This window comes from Pseudomonas sp. SCB32 (assembly GCF_009189165.1).
Classification (GTDB): Bacteria; Pseudomonadota; Gammaproteobacteria; order Pseudomonadales; family Pseudomonadaceae; genus Pseudomonas.
This window is the reverse complement of sequence record NZ_CP045118.1, coordinates 5,599,501-5,622,074: the sequence shown is the minus strand read 5'-3', so window position 1 is coordinate 5,622,074 and position 22,574 is coordinate 5,599,501. Positions and strand designations below refer to the sequence as shown.

General features: G+C 66.3%; 17 protein-coding genes. 15 read left to right on the top strand and 2 right to left on the bottom strand.

Annotated features, from left to right (window positions below):
• Nucleotides 1-35 precede the first annotated feature (35 nt).
• From glnE to GA645_RS25670, 12 genes are all read left to right on the top strand, one after another.
• On the top strand, nucleotides 36-2,981 hold the full coding sequence (gene glnE / locus GA645_RS25725) for a bifunctional [glutamate--ammonia ligase]-adenylyl-L-tyrosine phosphorylase/[glutamate--ammonia-ligase] adenylyltransferase (protein WP_152226719.1): 2,946 nt from the start codon (nucleotides 36-38) through the stop codon (nucleotides 2,979-2,981).
• 283 nt (nucleotides 2,982-3,264) lie between these two features.
• The gene (gene waaF / locus GA645_RS25720) at nucleotides 3,265-4,308 is read left to right on the top strand and encodes a lipopolysaccharide heptosyltransferase II (protein WP_152226717.1); all 1,044 of its coding nucleotides are present in this window, start codon (nucleotides 3,265-3,267) and stop codon (nucleotides 4,306-4,308) included.
• Nucleotides 4,305-5,375 (top strand): lipopolysaccharide heptosyltransferase I, encoded by a 1,071-nt coding sequence (waaC, locus tag GA645_RS25715; RefSeq protein ID WP_152226715.1) that lies wholly within the window; start codon nucleotides 4,305-4,307, stop codon nucleotides 5,373-5,375. The genes waaF and waaC overlap by 4 nt, the downstream gene beginning before the upstream one ends.
• The gene (locus GA645_RS25710) at nucleotides 5,372-6,493 is read left to right on the top strand and encodes a glycosyltransferase family 4 protein (protein WP_152226713.1); all 1,122 of its coding nucleotides are present in this window, start codon (nucleotides 5,372-5,374) and stop codon (nucleotides 6,491-6,493) included. The genes waaC and GA645_RS25710 overlap by 4 nt, the downstream gene beginning before the upstream one ends.
• Complete coding sequence (gene rfaP, locus GA645_RS25705) at nucleotides 6,490-7,296, top strand: lipopolysaccharide core heptose(I) kinase RfaP (protein WP_152226711.1); 807 nt, start codon at nucleotides 6,490-6,492, stop codon at nucleotides 7,294-7,296. The genes GA645_RS25710 and rfaP overlap by 4 nt, the downstream gene beginning before the upstream one ends.
• Nucleotides 7,296-7,529: a hypothetical protein gene (locus GA645_RS25700; protein ID WP_152226709.1), complete on the top strand. Its 234-nt coding sequence runs from the start codon at nucleotides 7,296-7,298 to the stop codon at nucleotides 7,527-7,529. Before rfaP ends, GA645_RS25700 begins: the two co-directional genes overlap by 1 nt.
• Nucleotides 7,526-8,281 carry a lipopolysaccharide kinase InaA family protein gene (locus GA645_RS25695; protein WP_152226707.1) on the top strand — a complete coding sequence of 252 codons (756 nt, stop codon included), beginning with the start codon at nucleotides 7,526-7,528 and terminating at the stop codon, nucleotides 8,279-8,281. Before GA645_RS25700 ends, GA645_RS25695 begins: the two co-directional genes overlap by 4 nt.
• Entirely contained in the window at nucleotides 8,278-9,765 is a 1,488-nt protein-coding gene (locus GA645_RS25690; RefSeq protein ID WP_152226705.1) for a lipopolysaccharide kinase InaA family protein, read from the top strand. Before GA645_RS25695 ends, GA645_RS25690 begins: the two co-directional genes overlap by 4 nt.
• 5 nt (nucleotides 9,766-9,770) lie before the next feature.
• Entirely contained in the window at nucleotides 9,771-11,528 is a 1,758-nt protein-coding gene (locus GA645_RS25685; protein WP_152226703.1) for a carbamoyltransferase, read from the top strand.
• The gene (locus GA645_RS25680; RefSeq protein ID WP_152226701.1) at nucleotides 11,512-12,648 is read left to right on the top strand and encodes a glycosyltransferase; all 1,137 of its coding nucleotides are present in this window, start codon (nucleotides 11,512-11,514) and stop codon (nucleotides 12,646-12,648) included. Before GA645_RS25685 ends, GA645_RS25680 begins: the two co-directional genes overlap by 17 nt.
• A 90-nt stretch (nucleotides 12,649-12,738) precedes the next feature.
• On the top strand, nucleotides 12,739-13,896 hold the full coding sequence (locus GA645_RS25675; RefSeq protein WP_152226699.1) for a glycosyltransferase: 1,158 nt from the start codon (nucleotides 12,739-12,741) through the stop codon (nucleotides 13,894-13,896).
• A complete protein-coding gene (locus tag GA645_RS25670) occupies nucleotides 13,889-14,776 on the top strand; it encodes a glycosyltransferase (protein ID WP_152226697.1) in 888 nt (295 codons plus the stop codon). The genes GA645_RS25675 and GA645_RS25670 overlap by 8 nt, the downstream gene beginning before the upstream one ends.
• A 54-nt stretch (nucleotides 14,777-14,830) precedes the next feature.
• On the opposite strand, the gene GA645_RS25665 is transcribed toward GA645_RS25670, so the two are convergent.
• On the bottom strand, nucleotides 14,831-16,024 hold the full coding sequence (locus GA645_RS25665; protein ID WP_152226696.1) for an acyltransferase: 1,194 nt from the start codon (nucleotides 16,022-16,024) through the stop codon (nucleotides 14,831-14,833).
• A 203-nt stretch (nucleotides 16,025-16,227) separates the two neighbouring features.
• Nucleotides 16,228-18,078: an O-antigen ligase family protein gene (locus GA645_RS25660; RefSeq protein ID WP_152226694.1), complete on the bottom strand. Its 1,851-nt coding sequence runs from the start codon at nucleotides 18,076-18,078 to the stop codon at nucleotides 16,228-16,230.
• A gap of 131 nt (nucleotides 18,079-18,209) precedes the next feature.
• Between GA645_RS25660 and msbA the strand changes: the two genes are divergently transcribed.
• From msbA to GA645_RS25645, 3 genes are all read left to right on the top strand, one after another.
• The gene (gene msbA / locus GA645_RS25655; protein ID WP_152226692.1) at nucleotides 18,210-20,039 is read left to right on the top strand and encodes a lipid A export permease/ATP-binding protein MsbA; all 1,830 of its coding nucleotides are present in this window, start codon (nucleotides 18,210-18,212) and stop codon (nucleotides 20,037-20,039) included.
• 21 nt (nucleotides 20,040-20,060) lie between these two features.
• Complete coding sequence (locus GA645_RS25650; protein WP_152226690.1) at nucleotides 20,061-20,957, top strand: GNAT family N-acetyltransferase; 897 nt, start codon at nucleotides 20,061-20,063, stop codon at nucleotides 20,955-20,957.
• Nucleotides 20,958-21,119: 162 nt separating this feature from the next.
• Nucleotides 21,120-22,532: a PIG-L deacetylase family protein gene (locus GA645_RS25645; RefSeq protein WP_152226688.1), complete on the top strand. Its 1,413-nt coding sequence runs from the start codon at nucleotides 21,120-21,122 to the stop codon at nucleotides 22,530-22,532.
• Nucleotides 22,533-22,574: the final 42 nt, after the last annotated feature.

Below are 22,574 nucleotides of genomic sequence, written 5' to 3'. Positions count from 1 at the left end.
AATGCCGGCGCCTCGCCGACCCCTCAGGATAGAACATGAGCCTGCCGTCCCTGGCCGCTGTGCCGGCCACGCTGAAGCCCCTCGCCGAGCGGGCGGAGCAGAATTTCCGCTCCGCCGTTTCCCAGCTTTCCCCCGAACAGATCGCCAGCTTCGATGCCTGGCCCGACGAGCGGCATGCCGATTTCGCTCGCGTGACCGCCGGCAGCGATTTCGTCGCCGAGCAGGTGCAGCGCGATCCTGCCTTTCTATTGGAGCTCGCCGCGTCCGGCGAACTGGAACGTGGCCTGCAGCCGGGCGAGTTGCAGGCCCAGCTGGAGGCGCTGCTGCACGAGTGTGCCGATGAGGACGAGCTGGGCCGCCGCCTGCGCCGATTCCGTCGGCGCCAGCAGGTGCGCATCATCTGGCGCGACCTGACCCGTCGCAGCGACCTCGCCGGCACCTGCCGCGACCTGTCCGGCCTGGCCGATGCCTGTATCGACCAGGCCTATCAATGGCTGTACGTCCGCCACTGCCAGCAGTTCGGCACGCCCATCGGCAACCGCTCCGGACTGCCGCAGCAGCTGATCGTGCTGGGCATGGGCAAGCTGGGGGCGGGCGAGCTGAACCTCTCGTCGGACATCGACCTGATCTTCGGCTACCCCGAGGGCGGCGAGACCCAGGGCGCCAAGCGCGCGCTGGACAACCAGGAGTTCTTCACCCGCCTGGGGCAGAAGCTGATCAAGGCGCTGGACGCCATCACCGTCGAGGGCTTCGCCTTCCGCGTCGACATGCGCCTGCGTCCTTATGGTTCCAGCGGCCCGCTGGTCTACAGCTTCGCCGCGCTGGAGCAGTACTACCAGGACCAGGGCCGTGACTGGGAACGCTACGCGATGATCAAGGCGCGGGTGGTTGGCGGCGACCAGGATGCCGGCCAGCGCCTGCTGGAGATGCTGCGGCCGTTCGTCTACCGCCGCTACCTGGACTTCTCCGCCATCGAGGCGCTGCGCACCATGAAGCAGCTGATCCAGCAGGAGGTCCGGCGCAAGGGCATGAGCGAGAACATCAAGCTGGGTGCCGGTGGCATCCGCGAGGTGGAGTTCATCGCCCAGGCCTTCCAGCTGATCCACGGCGGTCGCGACCTCAGCCTGCAACAGCGGCCGCTGCTGCGGGTGCTGGCGATTCTCGAAGGGCAGGGCTACCTGCCGGGGCCGGTGGTCGCCGAGCTGCGCGAGGGCTACGAGTTCCTGCGCTACGCCGAGCACGCCCTGCAGGCCATCGCCGACCGGCAGACGCAGATGCTGCCCGAGGATGAGCTGGAGCGTATCCGCGTTGCCTTCATCATGGGCTTCGCCAACTGGTCGGCCTTCCATGACGCCATAAATCACTGGCGCGAGCGTATCGACTGGCATTTCCACCAGGTCATCGCTGATCCGGATGAAGACGAGGACGGCAAGGTCGACACCACCATCGGTGGCGAGTGGATTCCGTTGTGGGAAGAGGCGGTGGACGAGGAGTCCGCCTGCCGGCAGTTCGCCGATGCCGGGTTCGCCCAGCCGGCGGCGGCCTGGAAGCGCCTGACCGACCTGCGCAATGGCCCGCAGGTGCGCGCGATGCAGCGCCTGGGCCGGGAGCGGCTGGACGCCTTCATGCCGCGCCTGTTGAACATGATTGCCGAGCGCGGGCCGGCGGATGTGCTGCTGGAGCGCGTGCTGCCGCTGATCGAAGCGGTGGCGCGGCGTTCGGCCTATCTGGTGCTGCTCACCGAGAATCCCGGCGCACTGGAGCGACTGCTGACGCTTTGCGCGGCCAGCCCGATGGTGGCTGAACAGATCGTGCGCTTCCCGATCCTGCTCGACGAGCTGTTGAATGAAGGCCGCCTGTTCCGTCCGCCGCAAGCTGCGGAACTGGGCGCCGAGCTGCGCGAGCGGTTGATGCGTATCCCCGAGGACGACCTCGAGCAGCAGATGGAGACTCTGCGCCACTTCAAGCTGGCCCACGCCCTGCGCGTGGTGGCTTCGGAGATCGCCGGCACCCTGCCGCTGATGAAGGTCAGCGACTACCTGACCTGGCTGGCCGAGGCGATCCTCGAACAGGTGCTGGCGCTGGCCTGGGACCAGCTGGTGCAGCGCCACGGCCGGCCGACCCGCGCCGACGGCACGCCCTGCGATCCGGACTTCATCATCATCGGCTATGGCAAGTCCGGCGGGCTGGAGCTGGGGCATGGTTCGGACCTGGACCTGGTGTTCATCCACGACGGCGACCCGCAGAGCGAGACCGACGGCGCCAAGCCCATCGACGGCGCGCAGTTCTTCACCCGCCTGGGGCAGAAGATCATCCACTTCCTCACCGCGCAGACGCCGTCCGGCACTCTTTATGAGGTAGATATGCGGCTGCGCCCCAGCGGTGCATCGGGCCTGCTGGTCAGCTCGCTGCGCGCCTTCGAGGCCTACCAGCTGGGCGAGGCCTGGACCTGGGAGCACCAGGCGCTGGTGCGCGCCCGCGTGCTGGCCGGTTGCAAGCGCGTGGCCGGCGCCTTTGAGGCGATCCGAGCGAAGGTGCTGGGCCAGCAGCGCGACCTGGCCGAGTTGCGCAAGGAAGTCAGTGAGATGCGCGCCAAGATGCGCGACAACCTGGGGACCCCCGGCACGGCCGCCGGCACCGCAAAAAATGCCTTCGAAGCCGCGGCGCCGTTCGATCTCAAGCAGGATGCCGGTGGTATCGTCGATATCGAATTTATGGTGCAATACGCAGCCCTGGCCTGGTCGTGGCAGCACCCGGAGCTGCTGGAGTTCACCGACAACATCCGCATTCTGGATGGCCTGGAGCGGGTCGGCCTGATGTCCGGTGAAGATGTCCTTCGCTTGCAGGATGCCTACCGGGCCTACCGCGCGGCGGCCCATCGGCTGTCCCTGCAGAAGCAGCCGGGCGTCGTGAGCGGCGACCACTTCCATGCGGAACGCCGCATGGTGATGACGATGTGGAAGGCCTTCGAGCTGACCTGAGTCCCCCGGCTTCCCCGCGAACTCCCCTGACCAGCTGGCAAGAATGGCGATGGCCGGCCAGGTCGTCGGGGTTGTCGACGGGGGCAGGAACCTGAACAGGACTGGCCACTGCTGGCGCTGCGCCAGGTCACAGGGAGTGACGAAATCCGCCCGGCCGGCGCGCCGGCTGGGCTAGACTGCGGGCATTCGATGCTCGGCACCCGACCGTAAAGGCCTGCGCCGCGCGGCCGGAAGAATGGAGTACGGGGAGGCGAGAGCCTCCCCGGTCGTTTCTGGAAAACGCATGAGAATTCTGATCGTAGGCCCCTCCTGGGTGGGCGACATGGTGATGGCGCAGACGCTGTTCCACTGCCTGAAGCAGCGCCATCCCGACTGTGAGATCGACGTGCTGGCGCCCGACTGGAGCCGGCCGATCCTCGAGCGCATGCCGCAAGTGCGCCAGGCCCTGAGCTTCCCGCTCGGCCACGGCGTGCTGGATATCGCCGCGCGCCGGCGCATCGGCAAATCCCTCAAGGGCCAATACGACCAGGCCATCCTGCTGCCGAACTCGCTCAAGTCGGCGCTGGTGCCGTACTTCGCCGGCATCCCCAAGCGCACCGGCTGGAAGGGCGAGATGCGCTACGGCCTGCTCAACGACATCCGTGCGCTGGATAAAGAGCGCTATCCGCTGATGATCGAGCGCTTCATGGCCCTGGCCTACGAGCCGGACGCCGAGCTTGCGCAACCCTATCCACAGCCGCGCCTGTCCATCGAGCCGCAGAGCCGCGATGCCGCCCTGGCCAAGTTCGGCCTGAGCCTGGATCGCCCGGTGCTCGCCCTGTGCCCCGGCGCCGAGTTCGGCGAGGCCAAGCGCTGGCCGGCGGAGTACTACGCCAAGGTTGCGGAAGCCAAGATCCGCGCCGGCTGGCAGGTGTGGATCTTCGGCTCGAAGAACGACCACCCCGGTGGCGAGGACATCCGCTCGCGGCTGATCCCCGGTCTGCGCGAGGAGTCGGTGAACCTGGCCGGCGAGACCGCCCTGGCCGAAGCCATCGACCTGATGTCCTGCGCTGGCGCCGTGGTGACCAACGATTCCGGCCTGATGCACGTGGCCGCTGCCCTGAACCGCCCGCTGGTGGCGGTCTACGGCTCCACCTCGCCGCAATTCACCCCGCCGCTGGCCGAGCACGTGGAAATCGTCCGCCTGGGCCTGGACTGCAGCCCCTGCTTCGACCGCGTGTGCCGCTTCGGCCACTACAACTGCCTGCGCGAACTCAAGCCGAGTCCGGTGCTCGAAGCGCTGGACCGTCTGGTCGGCGACCCGGTGGATGTGGAAAGCGCTGAATGAGGGTGTTGCTGATCAAGACGTCGTCCCTGGGCGACGTCATCCATACCCTGCCGGCGCTCACCGACGCCGCCCGCGCCATTCCCGGCATCCAGTTCGACTGGGTGGTCGAGGAAGGTTTCGCCGAGATTCCCGCCTGGCACCCGGCGGTGGCTCAGGTCATCCCGGTGGCGATCCGCCGCTGGCGCAAGAATCTCTGGCAGACATTCAAGAACGGCGAGTGGAGCCGCCTCAAGCGGCGCCTGAAGGAAGTCGACTACGACCTGGTGATCGACGCCCAAGGCCTGCTCAAGAGCGCCTGGCTAACCCGTTACGTACGCCACCGCACCCCGGTTGCCGGGTTGAGCCGCGAGTCCGCCCGCGAGCCGTCCGCCAGCCGCTTCTACCGCCGCACCTATCCGGTCGCCTGGGAGCAGCACGCCGTCGAGCGCGTGCGCCAGCTGTTCGCCCAGGCGCTGGATTACCCGTTGCCCGCCGGCACCGGCGACTACGGCCTGGACCGCAGCCGCCTGCTGGACTCAGTGGAAGGTGGTCCGTACCTGGTGTTCCTGCATGGCACCACCTGGGTGACCAAGCACTGGCCCGAGGCCTACTGGCGCGAGCTGGTCGAGCGCATGGGCGAGCGTGGCTGGTCGGTGCGCCTGCCCTGGGGCAACGACGCCGAGCGTGAGCGCGCCGAGCGGCTGGCCCAGGGCTTGGAAAATGCCTCGGTACTCCCCAGATTGTCCCTCGCGGGCATGGCCAAGGTGCTGGCTGGCGCTTCCGCCTGCGTGGCGGTCGATACCGGGCTCGGCCATCTGGCGGCCGCGCTGGATGTGCCGACTCTCTCGCTGTTCGGTCCGACCAACCCGGGCCTGACCGGCGCCTACGGACGCTCGCAGGTGCACCTGGCCAGCGACTGGCCCTGCGCGCCCTGTTTGCAGAAGACCTGTACCTACCAGCCGACGGCCGAAGACAAGCGCCAGTTCGACCTGCGGCAAGAACAGCCCCTGTGCTTCACGCGCCTGAACCCGCAGCGCGTGGCGACCCAACTGGAGGCTCTGCTGCTGGCTCCGGAGACGCTTCGATGACCCTCGCTTTCGTCCTCTACAAGTACTTCCCGTTCGGCGGGCTGCAGCGCGACTTCATGCGTATCGCCCTGGAGTGCCAGCAGCGCGGTCATGCCATCCGCGTCTATACGCCGATCTGGGAAGGCGAAGTGCCGCCTGGTTTCGACGTGCGCGTGGCGCCGGTGAAGGCGCTGTTCAACCATCGCCGCAACGCGAAGTTCAGCGCCTGGCTGGCTGCCGATCTCGCGCGCTCGCCGGTGGACCGGATCATCGGCTTCAACAAGATGCCGGGCCTGGACCTCTATTATGCCGCCGACGGCTGTTTCGAGGACAAGGCGCAGACCCTGCGCAACCCGCTCTACCGCCGCTTTGGCCGCTACAAGCATTTCGCCGACTACGAGCGCTCGGTGTTCTCGCCGCAGTCGAAGACCGAGATCCTGATGATCTCCGAGGTGCAGCAACCGCTGTTCGTCAAGCATTACGGCACCCCGGCGGAGCGCTTCCACCTGCTGCCGCCGGGCATCGCCCTGGACCGCCGCGCGCCGGCCAATGCTGCCGAGATTCGTGCCGACTTCCGCCGTGAGTTCAAGCTGGCGGATGACGAGCTGCTTCTGGCGCAAATCGGTTCCGGCTTCAAGACCAAGGGGCTGGACCGCAGCCTCAAGGCGCTGGCCGCGCTGCCGCGCTCGTTGCGCAAGCGCACCCGGCTGATCGCCATCGGCCAGGATGATCCCAAGCCGTTCCAGCTGCAGGTCAAGGCGCTCGGGTTGTCGGATAACGTGCAGATTCTCAAGGGCCGCAGTGACATTCCGCGCTTCCTGCTCGGCGCCGACCTGCTGATCCATCCGGCCTACAACGAAAACACCGGCACCGTGCTGCTGGAGGCGGTGGTGGCGGGGCTGCCGGTGCTGGTCACCGATGTCTGCGGCTATGCCCACTACATCGACGAGGCCAACGCCGGTCGGGTGGTGGCGTCGCCCTTCGAGCAGGAACGCTTCAACGCCATGCTCAAGGACATGCTGGAAGACAACGCCGCGCGCGCCGAGTGGTCGCGCAATGGCCTGGCCTTCGCCGAAACCGCCGATCTCTACAGCATGCCCCAGCACGCTGCCGACCTGATTCTGCGGGAGCGTGCATGAAGCTCGAACTGCAAGAACCCTTCAAGCGCCTGTGGGCGGGCAAGGACCCCTTCGTCGAGGTCGAGCGCCTGCAAGGCAAGGTCTACCGTGAACTGGAAGGCCGCCGCACGCTGCGCACCGAAGTCGACGGGCGCGGCTATTTCGTGAAGATCCACCGCGGCATCGGCTGGGGCGAGATCGTCAAGAACCTGTTCAGCGTCAAGCTTCCCGTGCTCGGCGCGGGCCAGGAGCAGCGTGCCCTGGAGCGCCTGCACCAGGCCGGTGTCGCGACCATGACTGCGGTGGCCTATGGCGAGCGTGGCGGCAATCCGGCCGCGCAGCACTCCTTCATCATCACCGAGGAGCTGGCGCCGACCACCGACCTGGAAGTTTTCTCCCTCGACTGGTTGCAGCAGCCGCCTGCGCCGCGCCTGAAGCGCGCGCTGATCGCTGAAGTGGCGAAGATGGTCGGCACCATGCACCGCGCCGGGGTGAACCACCGCGATTGCTACATCTGCCATTTCCTGCTGCACACCGATCGCCCGATCAGCGCCGACGACCTGCGCCTGTCGGTGATCGACCTGCACCGCGCCCAGACCCGCGCCGCGACGCCGTGCCGCTGGCGCAACAAGGATCTGGCGGCGTTGTATTTCTCCGCGCTGGACATCGGCCTGACACGTCGCGACAAGCTGCGCTTCCTGCGGGGTTACTTTGGCAAGGCGCTGCGCGACATCCTGCGCGACGAAGCAGCGCTGCTTGCCTGGCTGGAACGCAAGGCAGCCAAGCTTTACGACCGCAAGCAACGTTATGGGGACCTGCTCTGATGGCTCGTCGGGCACTCGAGGCCGACTGCCGGCACCCGGTCCTGGAGGCGCTGTTCGCACCCGGCGAGCGTGTCTCCCAGGGCTCGGCGATCTTCGACAAGGCCGCCAGGTATCATCTGCCGTACATCCAGCGCCTGCAGCTCCAGCGGCTGTGCCGGCGCCGCGAGCGATTCAACGCCACGGACAAGCAGCGCGTGCGTCGCATCGTCCATTTCTTCGAGGGACGTAAGTGAAGGATTTCATTGCCAGCGACGACCAGATGCTGCTCGAGCGCAACGCCCTGGCCGATTTCGATGCCCTGTGGAACCTGCAGCTGGAAGCCGTGGACGAGCCCAACACCGAGCGCGGTGGCTGGAGCAGCGTCTATCGCCTGGAGCTGGACGGCACCGCCTACTACCTCAAGCGCCAGAGCAACCACCTGACCCGTAGCCTGACCCGGCCGCTGGGCGAGCCGACCTTCAGCCGCGAGTTCCGTAATATCCAGCGCTACCAGCAGCTGGGCATTCCGTCGATGCAGGCCGCCTTCTTTGGCGCGCGGCAGGTCGCCGGCGAGCGCCGGGCGATCCTGATGACCCGCGCCCTGGACGGCTGGCGCGACCTGGATGGCCACCTGCAAGGCTGGTCCAATCTGGCACCGGAGCGTCGCCAGGCCATCCTGCACGCTTGCGGCATGCTCGCCCGCCGCCTGCACGAGGCCGGGCAGATGCACGGCTGCTTCTATCCCAAGCACATCTTCCTGCGCGAGACCGAGGAGGCCTTCGAGGCAACCTTGATCGACCTGGAGAAGACCCGCCCGCTGTGGTTCGGCTGGCGCGACCGCGTGCGCGACCTCGAGCCGCTGCTGCGCCGCGCGCCGGACTGGAGCGAGGGCGACGTGCGCAACCTGCTGGCGGCCTATCTCGGCACCGCGGCCAGCGGCCCGGAAGTGGATGACTGGTATCGCCGTCTCGGCGCCCGGCGCAAGAAGAAGGATGGCCTCGCATGAGGCTGTCTGCCCTGCGCGACGCAGGTCGCACCCCCGCGCTGCCGCTGCGCGTCGAGCTGGAAGATGGCGCCGGCAGTGCCGAACTGCGCCTGGACAGCCTGCTGCGCGTACTGCCCGGACAACGCTATGTCGGCGCGGCCAATTGGCGCGGCCGCCCGGTGCTGGCCAAGTTGCTGGTCGGCGCAAAGGCCGCGCGGCACTTCCAGCGTGAGCGCGAAGGTGTGCGCCTGCTCGCCGAGCAGGGCCTGAGCACGCCGGCGCTGTTGGCTGACGGACTGAAGGACGGCGAGGGTGGCTGGCTGCTCTTCGAGTTCCTCGGTAACGCCCAGAGTCTCTGGGACGCCTGGCGCGCCGTGGAAGGCGAGCCGCTGCTCTCCGGCGGCCAGACCGCCGTCATCGCCGAGGCGCTGACCGCCATTGCCCAGTTGCACGCCAAGGGCCTGTGGCAGGAAGACCTGCATCTGGACAACCTGCTGCGCCACGCCGGCAAGCTGTACCTGATCGACGGCGCCGGCATCCGCGCGGAAACGCCCGGCCAGCCGCTGTCGCGCAAGCACGTGCTGGAAAACCTGGGCGTGTTCTTCGCACAACTGCCGGCCAGTCTCGATCCCTATCTCGAAGAGCTGCTGATCCACTATCTGCTGGCCAACGGCGAGCACGCGCTGCCGCTGGAGGCCCTGCAGAAGGAAATCGCCAGGGTTCGACGCTGGCGCGTCGGCGATCTGATGAAGAAGATCGCCCGTGACTGCAGCCTGTTCAGCGTGTTCAAGGGGCCGTTCGGCCTGCGCGCGGTGCGTCGGGAGGAGGAGGAGGGGCTGCAGCCGCTGCTGGCCGCCCCCGATGCCTTCATCGCCAAGGGCCATATCTACAAGACTGGCGGCGCGGCGACCGTGGCGCGGGTCGAGCACGCTGGCCGGCCGCTGGTCATCAAACGTTACAACATCAAGAACCTGCTGCACTGGTTCAAGCGCTTCTGGCGCCCCACTCGCGCCTGGGCTTCCTGGCGCGAGGGCAACCGCCTGGACTTCCTCGGCATTGCCACGCCCAAGCCGTTGGCGGTGATCGAGCGACGCTGGCTGTGGCTGCGCGGCCCGGCCTTCCTGATTACCGATTACCTGGCGGGTCAGGATATAATCGCCCGTTTCAAACCCTACCTGGACCAACCGGAGGGGGGCGGCCTGCCGCCGGAAACAGACCTTGCAGCCCTGGACAGACTGTTCGCGGCGCTGGTGCGTGAACGCATCAGCCATGGCGATCTGAAGGGGCACAACCTGTTCTGGCAGGAGCAGGGCGAAGGTGGGCAGTGGTCGTTGATCGACCTCGATGCCATGCAACGCCACTCGCGAGACGCGAGCTTCGCCCGCGCCTATGCCCGCGACCGTGCGCGCTTCCTGCGCAACTGGCCGACGGATAGCGCACTGCACCAGCTGCTCGACGAACGTTTACCGCGGGTGCCTGGCACCCGCCCAGATGAAAGAGGCTAGACCCTGTGGCATTGACCATCCTCGGCCTGTCCGGCGCCGTAAGCCATGACCCTTCCGCCGCCCTGTACATCGACGGCAAGCTGGTCGCGGCCGTCGAAGAAGAGCGCTTCGTCCGCGACAAGCACGCGAAGAACCGCATGCCCTACGAGTCGGCCAAGTTCTGCCTGGAGCAGGCCGGGATCAAGCCGTCGGACGTTGACGTGGTGGCCATTCCCTTCGCCCCCATCAGCATCTTCGACAAGGCCCGCTGGCACTACGCCAAGCGCTACGCCTACGCGCCCGACCGCGCGCTGGACGCCATCCTGCTCGGCAACCGCCGCTACCACCGCTACTACAAGCGCATCCAGTGGTGCCTGCAGCAGTTGGGCTTCGACCTGAAGAAGACCAAGATCCAGCCGGTCGAGCACCACCTGGCCCACGCCTCCAGTGCCTACCACTGCTCTGGCTTCAAGGAGAAGACCGCGATCCTCGGGATCGACGGCAAGGGCGAATACGCCACCACCTTCTTCGGCTACGGCGAGAACGGCAAGATCCACAAGATCAAGGAGTTCTACGATCCGGACTCCCTGGGCGGCCTGTACGGCGCGCTGACCGAATACCTCGGGTTCGACATGCTCGACGGCGAGTTCAAGGTCATGGGCATGGCGCCCTACGGCGACGCCAGCAAGTACGATTTCTCCCGCCTCGCCAAGTTCGAGAACGGTGAGCTGATCATCAACACCGAGTACGCCAACGTCATCGGCTTCCGTCGCTACAAGGAAAAGGGCAAGGGCTACTACTTCTCGCCCAAGCTGATCGAGTGGCTCGGTCCGAAGCGTGAAGGCGACATCGCCGACGATCCCTACATCCACTACGCCGCCAGCATCCAGGCGCTGTTCGAGAAGTTGGCGCTGGAGATGATGGATTACTACCTGGGCGACATCATCCGCGAGACCGGCAAGATCGCCTTCGCCGGCGGCTGCGCGCTGAACGTCAAGCTCAACCAGAAGATCATCGCCCGTCCCGAGGTCAAGGAGCTGTACGTGCAGCCCGCGGCCAGCGATGCCGGCACCGCGGTTGGCGCGGCGGCCTATGTGTCCTGGGAGCGCGGCGTACCGGTCGAGAAGATGGAACACGTCTACCTCGGACCGGAATACAGCAACGAAGACGTCATCGCCGCCTGCGCCCGCCACGAGGCCAAGCCGACCTGGCGCAAGATCGACAACCTGTCCGAGCTGATCGCCAAGGTGCTGGTGGACGGCAATCCGGTGGCCTGGTTCCAGGGCCGCCTGGAGTTCGGCCCGCGCGCCCTCGGCGGCCGCTCGATCATCGGTTGCCCGAGCGTTCCCGGCGTGGCAGACCGCATCAACGCGCAGATCAAGTTCCGCGAGCGCTGGAGGCCCTTCTGCCCGTCGATGCTTGATACCGTCGGCCCGCAGATGTTCAAGATCGACCACCCGGCGCCGTTCATGACCTTCACCTTCGAAGTCAACGAAGAGTGGAAGACCCGCGTGCCGGAAGTCGTCCATGAAGACGGCACCTCCCGCGCCCAGGTGCTCAAGCGCGAGTTCAACCCGCGCTACTACGACATGATGAAGGAGCTGGAGAAGCTCACCGGCAACGGCGTGGCGCTCAACACCTCGCTGAACCGCCGTGGCGAGCCGATGGTCTGCTCGCCGACCGACGCCCTGAACATGTTCTACGGCTCGGACCTGCAGTACCTGATCATGCAGGACATCCTTGTGGTCAAGGATGGCGCGGAGCCCTATGACTCGCTCGGCTGAACCGCGCGTCCTGCAGTTCTGCCACGGCTATGACGGGCCGTTCCTCGACTGTGCCCGTCAGTACGCCAGCCTGTTCGCCGGTACCGGTTACCGGGTCACCACGGTGTTCCTCACCGGTACGCCCGACCCGGAGGTGGCCGCCGGCTGCGCCAGCGACGAGGTGCTCTTCCTCGACTACAGCTCACGGGACATCCGCGGGCTGAAGCTCAAGGCGATCCGCGACTTGCGTGAGATTGCCCGCTCGCGCGACTTCCGCTTCTGCATCGCGCATCGCTTCAAGCCGACCTGGATCGCCATGCTCGGCACCAAGCTGCCGGTCATCGGTGTGCATCATGGATTCGGCGATTTCCAGCGGCTGGGTCGCAAGCTGTTCGCCCGCGTCTTCGCCAAGCGCCTGAGCCTGCTGGCGGTGTCCAACGCAGTGCGCGACGAGATCCGCACCTGCCTGCCTGCCTGGCCGAAGGCGCGCATCGAGACGCTGTACAACCGTGTCGACGTCGACGCGCTGCAGGCCGTTCAGGTCGACCGCTACCCGGCGCGCCAGCACCTGGGGCTGCCGGACAACGCCTGGGTGGTCGGCAACGTCGGCCGCCTGCACCCGGACAAGGACCAGGCGACCCTGCTGCGCGGCTTCGCCCAGGCACTGCCGCGCCTGCCGCACAACAGCCTGCTGGCTATCCTCGGCAAGGGCCGCCTGGAGGAAGACCTCAAGGACCTCGCTCGCGAGCTCGGCATCGCCGAACGCGTGCTGTTCCTCGGCCAGGTGCCCGATGCCCGGCGCTACTTCAAGGCATTCGATGCCTTTGCCCTGAGCTCCGACCATGAGCCTTTCGGCATGGTCCTGCTGGAGGCGATGGCAGCCGGTGTGCCGGCGATCTCCACTTCCGGAGGCGGTGCCGGGGAAGTGGTCGAGGGTGTCGGCATACTCTTCCCGTTGCGCGATGATGCGGCGCTGGGGGAAGGGCTGCTGCACCTGGCCGCGCTCGACCGCCAGCAGCGCGAGGCCTGCGCCCGGTTGATGGATGAGCGCCTGCGGATGCGCTTCTCCGACGAGGCGGTGCGCCGGGAGTTCTGGCATCTGCCGCAGGTCGCGGCGCTGACGGCCGAGTCGGAGCGCTGACCGGCGCCGCCGTTGCGGCGGCCGGGTCACCAAGACGGGCGACGTAGCGCGGGCCGGTGTTGCCGGGCCGCGTGCTTTCAGGGGTTGGTAATGAGCAAGCGCTACAAGGTTCTTCAACTGCAGCCGGACTACAACGTCAAGGCGCATGATTTCGCCGACCTCGCCGAGCAGATCGTCAAATGCCTGCCGGCGGAGCGTTTCGACGTGGTCTCGGCCTTCCTGCGTGGTCAGCCGGGGGCGGGCGAACCGGTCAGCCGGGCCCAGCGCTCGGTGTACTTCGAATTCTCCGATGCGCAGCTCAAGGGCATGCGCCTGCGTGCCATGTGGCAGCTGTACCGCTTCTGCCGCGCGGAAGGCTTCGACGTCGTGGTCTGCAACCGCTTCAAGCCGGTGAACATGTTCCTGCAGCTCAATCGCTGGCTGCGGGTGCCGGTGTGCATCGGGATTTCCCATGGTTTTGGTGAGTACGACCGACTCTACCGGCGTCTGCAGACGCGCCGCCTGATCGACAAGGCCTGGCGCTTCGTCGGCGTTTCGCCGGCCGTGCGCCAGTACCTGCTGGATTGCGCCTGCGGCTTCACCGAACGCAATACGGTGGCCATCACCAACGCCATCGACATTCCGCAGGCCGAGGCGCTGCAGCTCCCCCGCGAGGAGGCGCGCCGCCGGCTCGACCTGCCCCAGGATGTGCGCCTGGTCGGCGCCCTCGGTCGGCTGGTGCCGGTCAAGGGCCACATTTACCTGATCCGCGCCTTCGCGCAGATCCATGAGCGCTTCCCGCACGCGCACCTGGCGATCATCGGTGCCGGCCGCGAGGAGCAGACCCTGCGGCAGGAAGCCGAGCGCCTTGGCATCGCCGGCAAGGTTCACCTGACTGGCAGTCGTCCGGACGCCCTGCAATACGTGCGCGCCTTCGACATCTGGGCGATGCCCTCGCTGAAAGAGGGGCTGGGCCTGGCGCTGCTGGAGGGCATGAGCGGTCGCCTGCCGGTAATCGGCTCGGACATTCCGGCCATGCGCCCCCTGCTTCTGGGCGCCGGCGGGCAGCTGGTGCCGCCGGGCGACGCCGATGCCCTGGCCAGAGCCTTGGCCGACTACCTCGCGCTGGACGACGAGCGGCTGCGCGAGAAGGGCGACCAGTCCTATGCCTACCTGTGCCGAGAGCACGATATCGATGAATTCCGCCAGCATTACCTCGACCTGATCGAGGGGGCGCTGCGCGATGCCGGAAAGGGCCGTCATGAGTGAGACCTACAGACCGTTGGTGACGGTCATCATCGCCTCCTACAACCACGGGCCGTATATCGAGGAAAGCATCCTCAGCGTGCTCAACCAGACCTATCCCAATATCGAGCTGCTGGTGGTCGATGACGGCTCCAAGGACGATAGCGTCGAGCGCATCCGCCGCCTGCAGGAGCAGCACGGTTTCGACTTCCGTGTGCAGGAAAACCGTGGACTTACCCACACCCTCAACGAGGCGATCGCCCGCTCGCGGGGCGAGCTGATCGCGCCGTTCGGTTCGGACGACATCATGATGCCCGACCGCCTGGCGATCCAGGTCGAGTACATGCGCGACAAGCCCGAGGTCGGCATCTGTGCGGGCAACATCGAGCTGATCGACTCCCAGGGCAACCTGTTCCCGGAGAAGCGCCAGCGCCGCGACGTGCCTTTCCGTCGCCTGGACTTCGACGACATGTTCCTCGAGCGCAAACCCTATCCGCCGGCACCGACCCTGCTGTTCCGCCGCGAGGCGCTGGAGAAGGTCGGCGGTTTCGACCCGCAGATTCGCCTGGAAGACCTGCTGATCGAGCTGAAGGTCACCCACGCCGGCTACTTCATCGATGGCCTCAGTGTGGTCATGGCGCGCTATCGCAAGCACGCGACCAACAGCTACAAGAACCACCGGTTCATGATCGACAACATCCTGCGCACCTACGCGTTGTTCAGCGACCACCCGAGCTACGACGAAGTGCGTTACCGCGCCATCAACTCGATGTTCATCAAGGTCGCCAACCGTGACCGTGCCCTGGCCCGCGAGCTGCTCGCCCAGCTGCCGCTCAAGGCCTGGACGCGGCGAACCTTGCGCGGATTGGCCCGCCTGTATTTCTCTCCGCTGGAAAAGCACTGAAGTCGCGGTCAGGGATTTCCTGGCCAGGCAGCGCGACCGCCAGCCTCCCCGGCCTCAGGTTGCGCGTGCCGGCTCGGGCCGCCGGGCCTCGCTCAGACGCTTGCCGGCGCGTATGCCGGGGCGTTCGATCAGCATGAAGGTCAGGCTGCTGAGCAGCACCAGCAGGCAACCGGTTCCGGCCAGTGCCGGGATGAACCAGATCGCCTGGGTGATATCCAGGCCGGCGCCGCGTGGCAACTGTCGCAGCACCACCCAGAGCAGGAGTCCGTGCAGCAGGTAAGTGCTGTAGCTGATCTCCCCCATCCAGCGGATGCCCGGGAGACTCAGGGCGCCGAACAGCCGATTGCCCGACGCGACGATGCAGAAGAACAGGCTGAGCAACAGCAGCGGCAGCGTGTGGAAGCTGCGATCGAAGCAGCTCATCACCAGCAGCAGGGCCAGCAGGGCGATGCCGCCTGCGAATGGGGTCCGTGCCCAGCGAGTCAGTTTCGGGTTACGCACCCAATAGGCCGCGCCGATGCCGCCCAGGAAGCTGGCCAGGATTGAGCGCTTGAGCGAATGGTTCCAGCCGAACAGCTCGCTGAGCAGGTAGATGCCGAGCAGGCAGAGCAGCACCGTGCGCCAGCCGGGATGCCTGAGGAAGACGATGCCGAGCAGCGGCAGCGCAGCGTAGAAGAACAGCTCGTAGCTGAGCGTCCAGGTGACGTTGGAGATCAACCCGCCGGTCTGTTCGTACTGGTTGATGTCCGGTCGATCGAAGATCAGCCAGCGAGTCAGTTGCACGGCCAGTTCGTCGGGCGTATCGCGCAGTTGCCAGTGGCTGGCGTAGAACACTCCCAGTACCACCAGAGCCATGACCAGCAGGTACAGCGGGTACAGGCGGAATAGCCGGGAGATGGCGAAGGCGCGCCAGTCATGCTGGCGTCCCTGGTTGAGCAGGCGCCCCCAGAACAGGAAGGAGGTGATCATGAAGAACAGCGCAATGCTGGCCTGGCCAAGCTGGGAGTAGAAGTTCGACGGAGGAAAGTCGAACTGCCCGTTCCGCAGGAAGAACCAGGTGATCACCGCATGATGAATGAAGACGCCGAAGGCGAGATAGCCGCGCAAGCCGTCGATGCTGGCGTAGCGGCTGCCACTTTGCGCGTCGAGCAACTGCCGCAGTGCAGGGACTGCACGGACCAGGCAGGAGGCTGTGGCGATGGCGACGGCATAGGCGGCCACGGCCAGTAAAGGGTTGAGGACCCACATGTTCTTCTTGTGCTCCGGTGGAAAACGGCAACGCCACGGGCGCCGACGATGCGTTCCGCGCGTTGCGGCCCCATGGCCGAGGTTGGAGCGGGCAACCCGGGACGGATGAGCGTGCCGTGGTTGCCCGTGGTGAATTGCTAAGGGAGATCGTCGCTTGGCCGAGATGTATTGCTTTGGGGCTGCGTGTGCAGGCCCCAAGGTATTCAGGCTGGCGTGCGGTTTTCCACGTTTTGACGGATATCCTCGGCCGCGCGCTTGCCGGCTTCCAGGGCATAACCCTCCAGCAACTGCGGCAGGTGCTGCTCGAAAAGCACTCTCCGGTCTTCCGGGTAGCGCTGCATGTGGCGCAGGTTGCGAATGCGCAGGGTGCGTCCGAGCGGGCTGAGGCGGATATTCATGTCGGCGACGTCGATCAAGGCGAAATCACCGTCCGGCAGTACCAGGACGTTCCCCAGGTGCAGCGAGCGGAAATACACCCCCAGTTCGTGCAACTGCCCGAGCAGTGCGCCGAAGCGCCGTACCAGGCGTGCCCGGGCCTTGTCGCTGCTGGCTGCGGCGAGCGCCTGGCGCAGGGTCTGGCCAGGTAGCGGGGTGTACTGGACCGCGGTGGTGCGTTCGTCAAGCTGATACAGGCCGGTTACCTCCGGGGCGGGGATACCCAGCCGGAGCAGGAAACGGCAATTGTTGGCGAAACGCTTGGCGTAGGGCAGCAGCCGGGCGGAGCTCACCAGGCGCTTGCGACGGAACAGCTTGAGGAAACTGCCATCGGCCAGCTCGAGGACCTTTGGCCCGAGCCCGTCCTCTTCGATCAGTCGGCTCCTGGCGCTGAGCCGCTCGTAGTCAGATACGGGCAGGTCGCGCATCTCCACCGTGCGGCCGAAGCGCAGGCGCGTCGCGATGTTCAGCCCGGCGAGCAGGGTCAGCGGGATCCATAGCAGCAGCCAGTGCTCCTTGGGGCGCGAGAGAATGTCGCCGCCCTCGGTCAGCCCGGCGCCGAGCCCGAACACCAGCAGCGCGGAGGCGATCATGTACATCGGGTCTCGACGGTTCCGCCAGGCGCTGTACAGCCCCAGCAGGTACATGCACAGCCACGGCAGCAGGCCGATGATGCCGACGTAGTAGAGCACGCCGAGGATGAAGCTGTGCGGCTCGCTGAATTCGATGCCGTTGCCCGGATCGATTGCGAGGGTCGCGCGATAGCCGTGCCCCAGCCAGGGGGCCTTGGCGATTTCCTGCAAGCTCAGGTGCCAGAGCTCCAGGCGGTAGGATGTGCCCCGGCTCAGCAGGGTGTCGGGGAACAGCAGGAGCAGTGCGCCGCCGGCCAGGAGCCCGATGAACAACAGCAGGCCACGCCGTCCACCACGCAGGGCGATCAGCCAGACCGACGCCAGCAGCAGTGCCAGCAGGGGGGTGCGTGATCCGGTGGCGAGCGTCGCGGTGATCATTACCAGCAGGGCCGGGGTCGCCAGCAGGATTGCACGCCGACGACGCTGGCTCATGCCGATGGCGAGCCAGTACGTGCAGAAGAAGCCGAACAGGTGCGAACTGAGCAGTGGGTTATCCAGGGCGCCGAACCCGCCGATCATCCGGTTGCCGGCTTTGTAGTGCTCGAAGAACAGTATCAGGCTGTAGACCGATGCCAGCAGCACAAGTACCGCGGCCGTCAGGTAGGCGTATCGCAGGCGTTTGGGTTGGAGCAGCGCCAACATGGCGCTGGCGGCGAACAGCATGATCACGTAGATCGGCCTTTTCACCAGTCCGTCGACGTCATCGCCCGCCGGGCTCCAGGCAATGCTCAGAATCGCCCAGCCGGCAAAGGCGAGAAAGGCCAGGACCATCGGCTCCCTGAGCAGCACGCGGACACCGCTGGGCTTGAGGCAGAGGGCCAGCAATGCGGGGAAGCAGAGCAGCAGGTAGACCAGCCGGTGATACTGGGGACGTTCGGCAACCAGCATCATGCCGGCGAGCAGCGCGATATAGCCGGCGGGCAATATCCAGCGGCAGATGAAGTCGAAGGTGGATTGTGACCAGTTGACGGTGGAGCGAGCGAGCATGAGCGAACGGCCGGTCTTGCTTGAAAGCGGGGGATTATAGCGGAAGGCGCATTGCCGTCAGGTGGGAATGCGCGCACCGAGTGTTGCCGGAAGCTGTGGTAAAGTGTCGCTTTTGATCGCAGTGCGCCCAGATGACCGTACCTTCCCGCAGCGATAATCGCTCATCCTTTCGCATCTACCTACGTCTGTTGTCGTATGTGCGCCCTTACTGGGGAATGTTCGCCCTCAGTATCGTCGGCTTCCTGATCTTCGCATCGACCCAGCCGATGCTCGCCGGCATCCTCAAGTATTTCGTCGACGGCCTGAGCAATCCCGAGGCGTCGCTGTTCCCCACTGCACCCTGGCCCTGGCTGCGCGACCTGCGCCTGCTCTTCGCGGTGCCGCTGCTGGTGGTGCTGATCTCCATGTGGCAGGGCGTCGGCTCCTTCCTCGGCAACTACTTCATCGCCAGGGTCTCCCTCGGCCTGGTTCACGACCTACGGGTGGCGTTGTTCAACAACCTGCTGGTCCTGCCCAACCGCTACTTCGACCGGAACAATTCCGGGCACCTGATCTCGCGCATCACCTTCAACGTGACCATGGTCACAGGTGCCGCCACCGATGCGATCAAGATCGTGATCCGTGAAGGCATGACCGTGGTCTTCCTGTTCTTCACCCTGATGTGGATGAACTGGAAACTGACCCTGGTGATGGTCGCCATCCTGCCGATCATCGCCGTGCTGGTGACCAGCGCCAGCAAGAAGTTCCGCAAGCAGAGCAGGAAGATCCAGGTGGCCATGGGCGACGTGACCCACGTCTCCTCCGAGACCATCCAGGGTTACCGCGTGGTCCGCAGCTTCGGTGGCGAGTCCTATGAGCGCCAGCGCTTCCTGCACGTGAGCAGCGAGAACACCGAAAAGAACCTGCGCATGAACAAGACCTCCGCGGTCTATACCCCCATCCTGCAGCTGGTGATCTACAGCGCCATGGCGGTGCTGCTGTACCTGGTGCTGCTGCTGCGCGGCGACGCCACCGTCGGTGATCTGGTGGCCTACATCTCCATGGCCGGCCTGCTGCCCAAGCCGATCCGCCAGCTCTCCGAAGTCAGCTCGACCATCCAGAAGGGTGTGGCGGGCGCCGAGAGCATCTTCGAGCAGCTCGACGAGACGCCCGAAGTGGACAACGGTACCGTCGAACGCGAGCGCGTGAACGGCCGCCTGGAGGTGAGGAACCTCAGCTTCACCTACCCGGGCACCGAAAAACAGGTGCTCAAGGACCTGAGCTTCAGTGTCGAACCGGGCCAGATGGTGGCGCTGGTCGGCCGCTCGGGTAGCGGCAAGTCGACCCTGGCCAACCTGATTCCGCGCTTCTACGACCACAGCGAAGGGCAGATCCTGCTCGATGGCGTGGATGTCGAAGACTACCGACTGAACAACTTGCGCAAGCACATTTCGCTGGTGACCCAGCAGGTCAACCTGTTCAACGACAGCGTGCTGAACAACATTGCCTACGGCGACCTCGCCAGCAAGCCGCGCAGCGCGGTGGAGAAAGCCGCCGACGACGCCTTCGCCCGCGAATTCATCGACCGCCTGCCCGAAGGCTTCGAGACCGAAGTCGGCGAGAACGGCGTAACGCTCTCCGGCGGCCAGCGCCAGCGCCTGGCGATTGCCCGCGCGCTGCTCAAGGATGCCCCGGTACTGATCCTCGATGAGGCCACCTCGGCGCTGGACACCGAGTCCGAGCGGCACATCCAGGCCGCCCTGGAAAAGGTGATGGAAGGTCGCACCACCCTGGTCATTGCCCACCGCCTGAGCACCATCGAAGCGGCGGATCTGATCCTGGTGATGGACCAGGGGCACATCGTCGAGCGTGGCAGCCATGACGAGCTGATCGCGCAGAACGGCTACTACGCCCGTCTGCATGCGCGGCAGTTCGCCGACGATCCGGTCGAGGTCGGCACCCGTACCGAGCAGTCGGTATGACGCCAGCGCGGAACACCTGACATGCTGAACCACCTGCGCCTTTTCCGCGAACGTGGCTGGACGCCCATCGCTGCGGCTGACTATGCCACCGCCTGGCAGACCTTCGGTGGCAGCGTCGCCACCCATCCGGACGTGGTCGAGCGCCTCGCCAGCCTGGCGGGCATCCCGGTGCGCTACCTCGGCTGGTTCGAAGGCGACGAATTGCGCGCCGCCGTGCCGACCTGGGGGCGCAACCTGGCGCTGTCCAAGGATGTGCTCAAGCGCTCGGGCAAGAAGGCCCTGTTCGACCTGGGCAATGCCGAGATCATCCTGCCGATCGCCGAAGGCGCGCGCGTCGAACTGCGCCACCAGGTGCGCTACCTGTCCGAGCTGAACCGCGAGCAGGTCAGCGACGCTCGCGAGCAGCCCGAGCAACTGGCGATGAACCGCGCCCCGGCCGACTTCTCCAAGAAATTCCGCTACAACCAGCGCCGCGAACAGCGCCTGCTGGAAGAGGCGGGTGGGGCGCTGCAGCCCATGAGCGAGCTGAGCCCCGAGGAGCAGGCGCGCATCTATGCCGACCTGTTCCAGCGCCGCTGGGAATTCGAGGTGCCGGGCAAGGCGCGGCTGGCCGAAGTCTTCGCCCTGATGCGCGAGTTCATGCGCGGCTCCCTGGTGCGCCTGGACGGCGAGCCGGTGGCGATCCAGATTCTCTACCGGGTCGAAGCGCCGAAGTGGGTCAGCGTCGAGTACATCAACGGCGGCGTCGCGCCGGAGAACCGCGAGTTCAGCCCCGGCAGCGTGCTCAGCTTCGTCAATACGCAGGAAGCCTGGGCGGAAGCCGAGGCGCTGGGCAAGCCGCTGCGCTATTCCTTCGGCCGCGCCGACCGCGAGTACAAGGACCGCTGGTGCCATCGCGTGCCGGTATTCCAGGTCTGACCTCAGGCCTGAAGACGCGACTATCTTTTGGGCTATTCGCTGCGCTCACCCTTCGGGCCGCACTGAAGTGCGTTCAGCGCAAGCGCTGTCCCGAAGGGGAATCACCCAGGAAACAATGCAGGAGCGGACTTCGTCCGCGATTCCGCTAAACGGAGAACCACCATGAGCGCCCGCAAGCAGCAACTGCTCAAACAGCACCGTCGCAAGAAGCGCGTGGTCCTGCTCATTGCCCTGCTGGCGCTGATCCTGCTCGGCGTCTTCGCGCCCTGGTGGAGCGTACCGCTGGCCGTGCTGCTGGGCTGGGTCGCCCACGAAGCCTGGTTCGCTGATCACCTCTTCTACTCGCCGCGCGACGACTACCGCTACGACTTCCCGCAGGGCACCGCCACCTTGCCGGTATCCATCGGTCCCAATGGGCTGCAGATCGCCGATGGTGCGCTGCCGGCGGACGCGGAGACCCTGGTGCTGGAGGTCGAGATCAAGGCTTCGCTGCTGGGTCGCTGGCTCGACCCGCAGGTGCTGATCGAAGGCGCTGACAATGATCGCCAGGACTTCGAACGCGGTGTCAGCGGCAAGCGCTACATCAACCTGTCGGGCCAGGGCGACGCCCTGCGCGCAGGTCACCTGCGCATCCGCAGTCGCCATTGCCGCATCGGGCAGGAGGGCGTGCTGCATGCCTTCCAGAATCCCGATTACGCCCGGCAGCGCCTGCTGATCGTCGCGCCCCATGCCGACGACGCCGAGCTGGCCGCCTTCGGTCAGTACAGCCGTTGCCCGGACGCCTGGATCGTCACCCTGACCCAGGGCGAGATCGAGGCCGAACACTACCAGCGCCTGGGACTGGACAAGGCCGCCGCCGCGCGCCTGAAAGGTCGCCTGCGCAGCTGGGACAGCATTGCCGCGCCGCTCTGGGGCGGGGTGCCGGCCGAGCGCTGCGTGCAACTGGGCTACTACTGCCTGCAGCTGCCGGCGATGGCCGCCGAGCCGAGCCAGGCCTTCGGTTCGCGCGAATCCGGTGAAAGCGATGTGCGCAGCGTGCGTAGCTTCAATCCGCTGCCGTTGCCCGGCGACCGCGACGGCGCGCCGACCTGGCTGAACCTGGTGGCCGACCTGACCGCGCTGATCGAGCATGTCCGCCCGGACGTGATCCTCACTGCTCATCCGGAACTGGACCCCCACGCCGACCACGTGCAGGCCACCCGGGCTGCGCTGGAGGCAATCCAGGGCAGCAGTTGGAAGCCACAGACCCTGTTGCTCTACGCCAACCACCTGCACGACAACGACCGCTGGCCGATGGGCCCGGCCGACGGCGGCATTGCCCTGCCACCTTGTATCGAGGCATTACCGGCCGATCCGCTGTGGAGCCCAGTGCTCGATACAGCGACCCGCATCGACAAGGCCCAGGCGCTCGCCCTGCAGCACGACCTGCAGACCCCGCTCACCGGCAAGAAGCGCCTGCGTCGGCTGATCCAGCGCGTACTCGCCGGGCGCCAGTGGCCGGCGAGCGGCGAGGATGAGTTTTTCCGCAAGGCGGTGCGCCGCCACGAGCTGTTCTGGGTGCGCCGACTGCCGTAACTGGCAGCTGACCGGCCAGTGCTCGGCACAAGTCGCACTGGA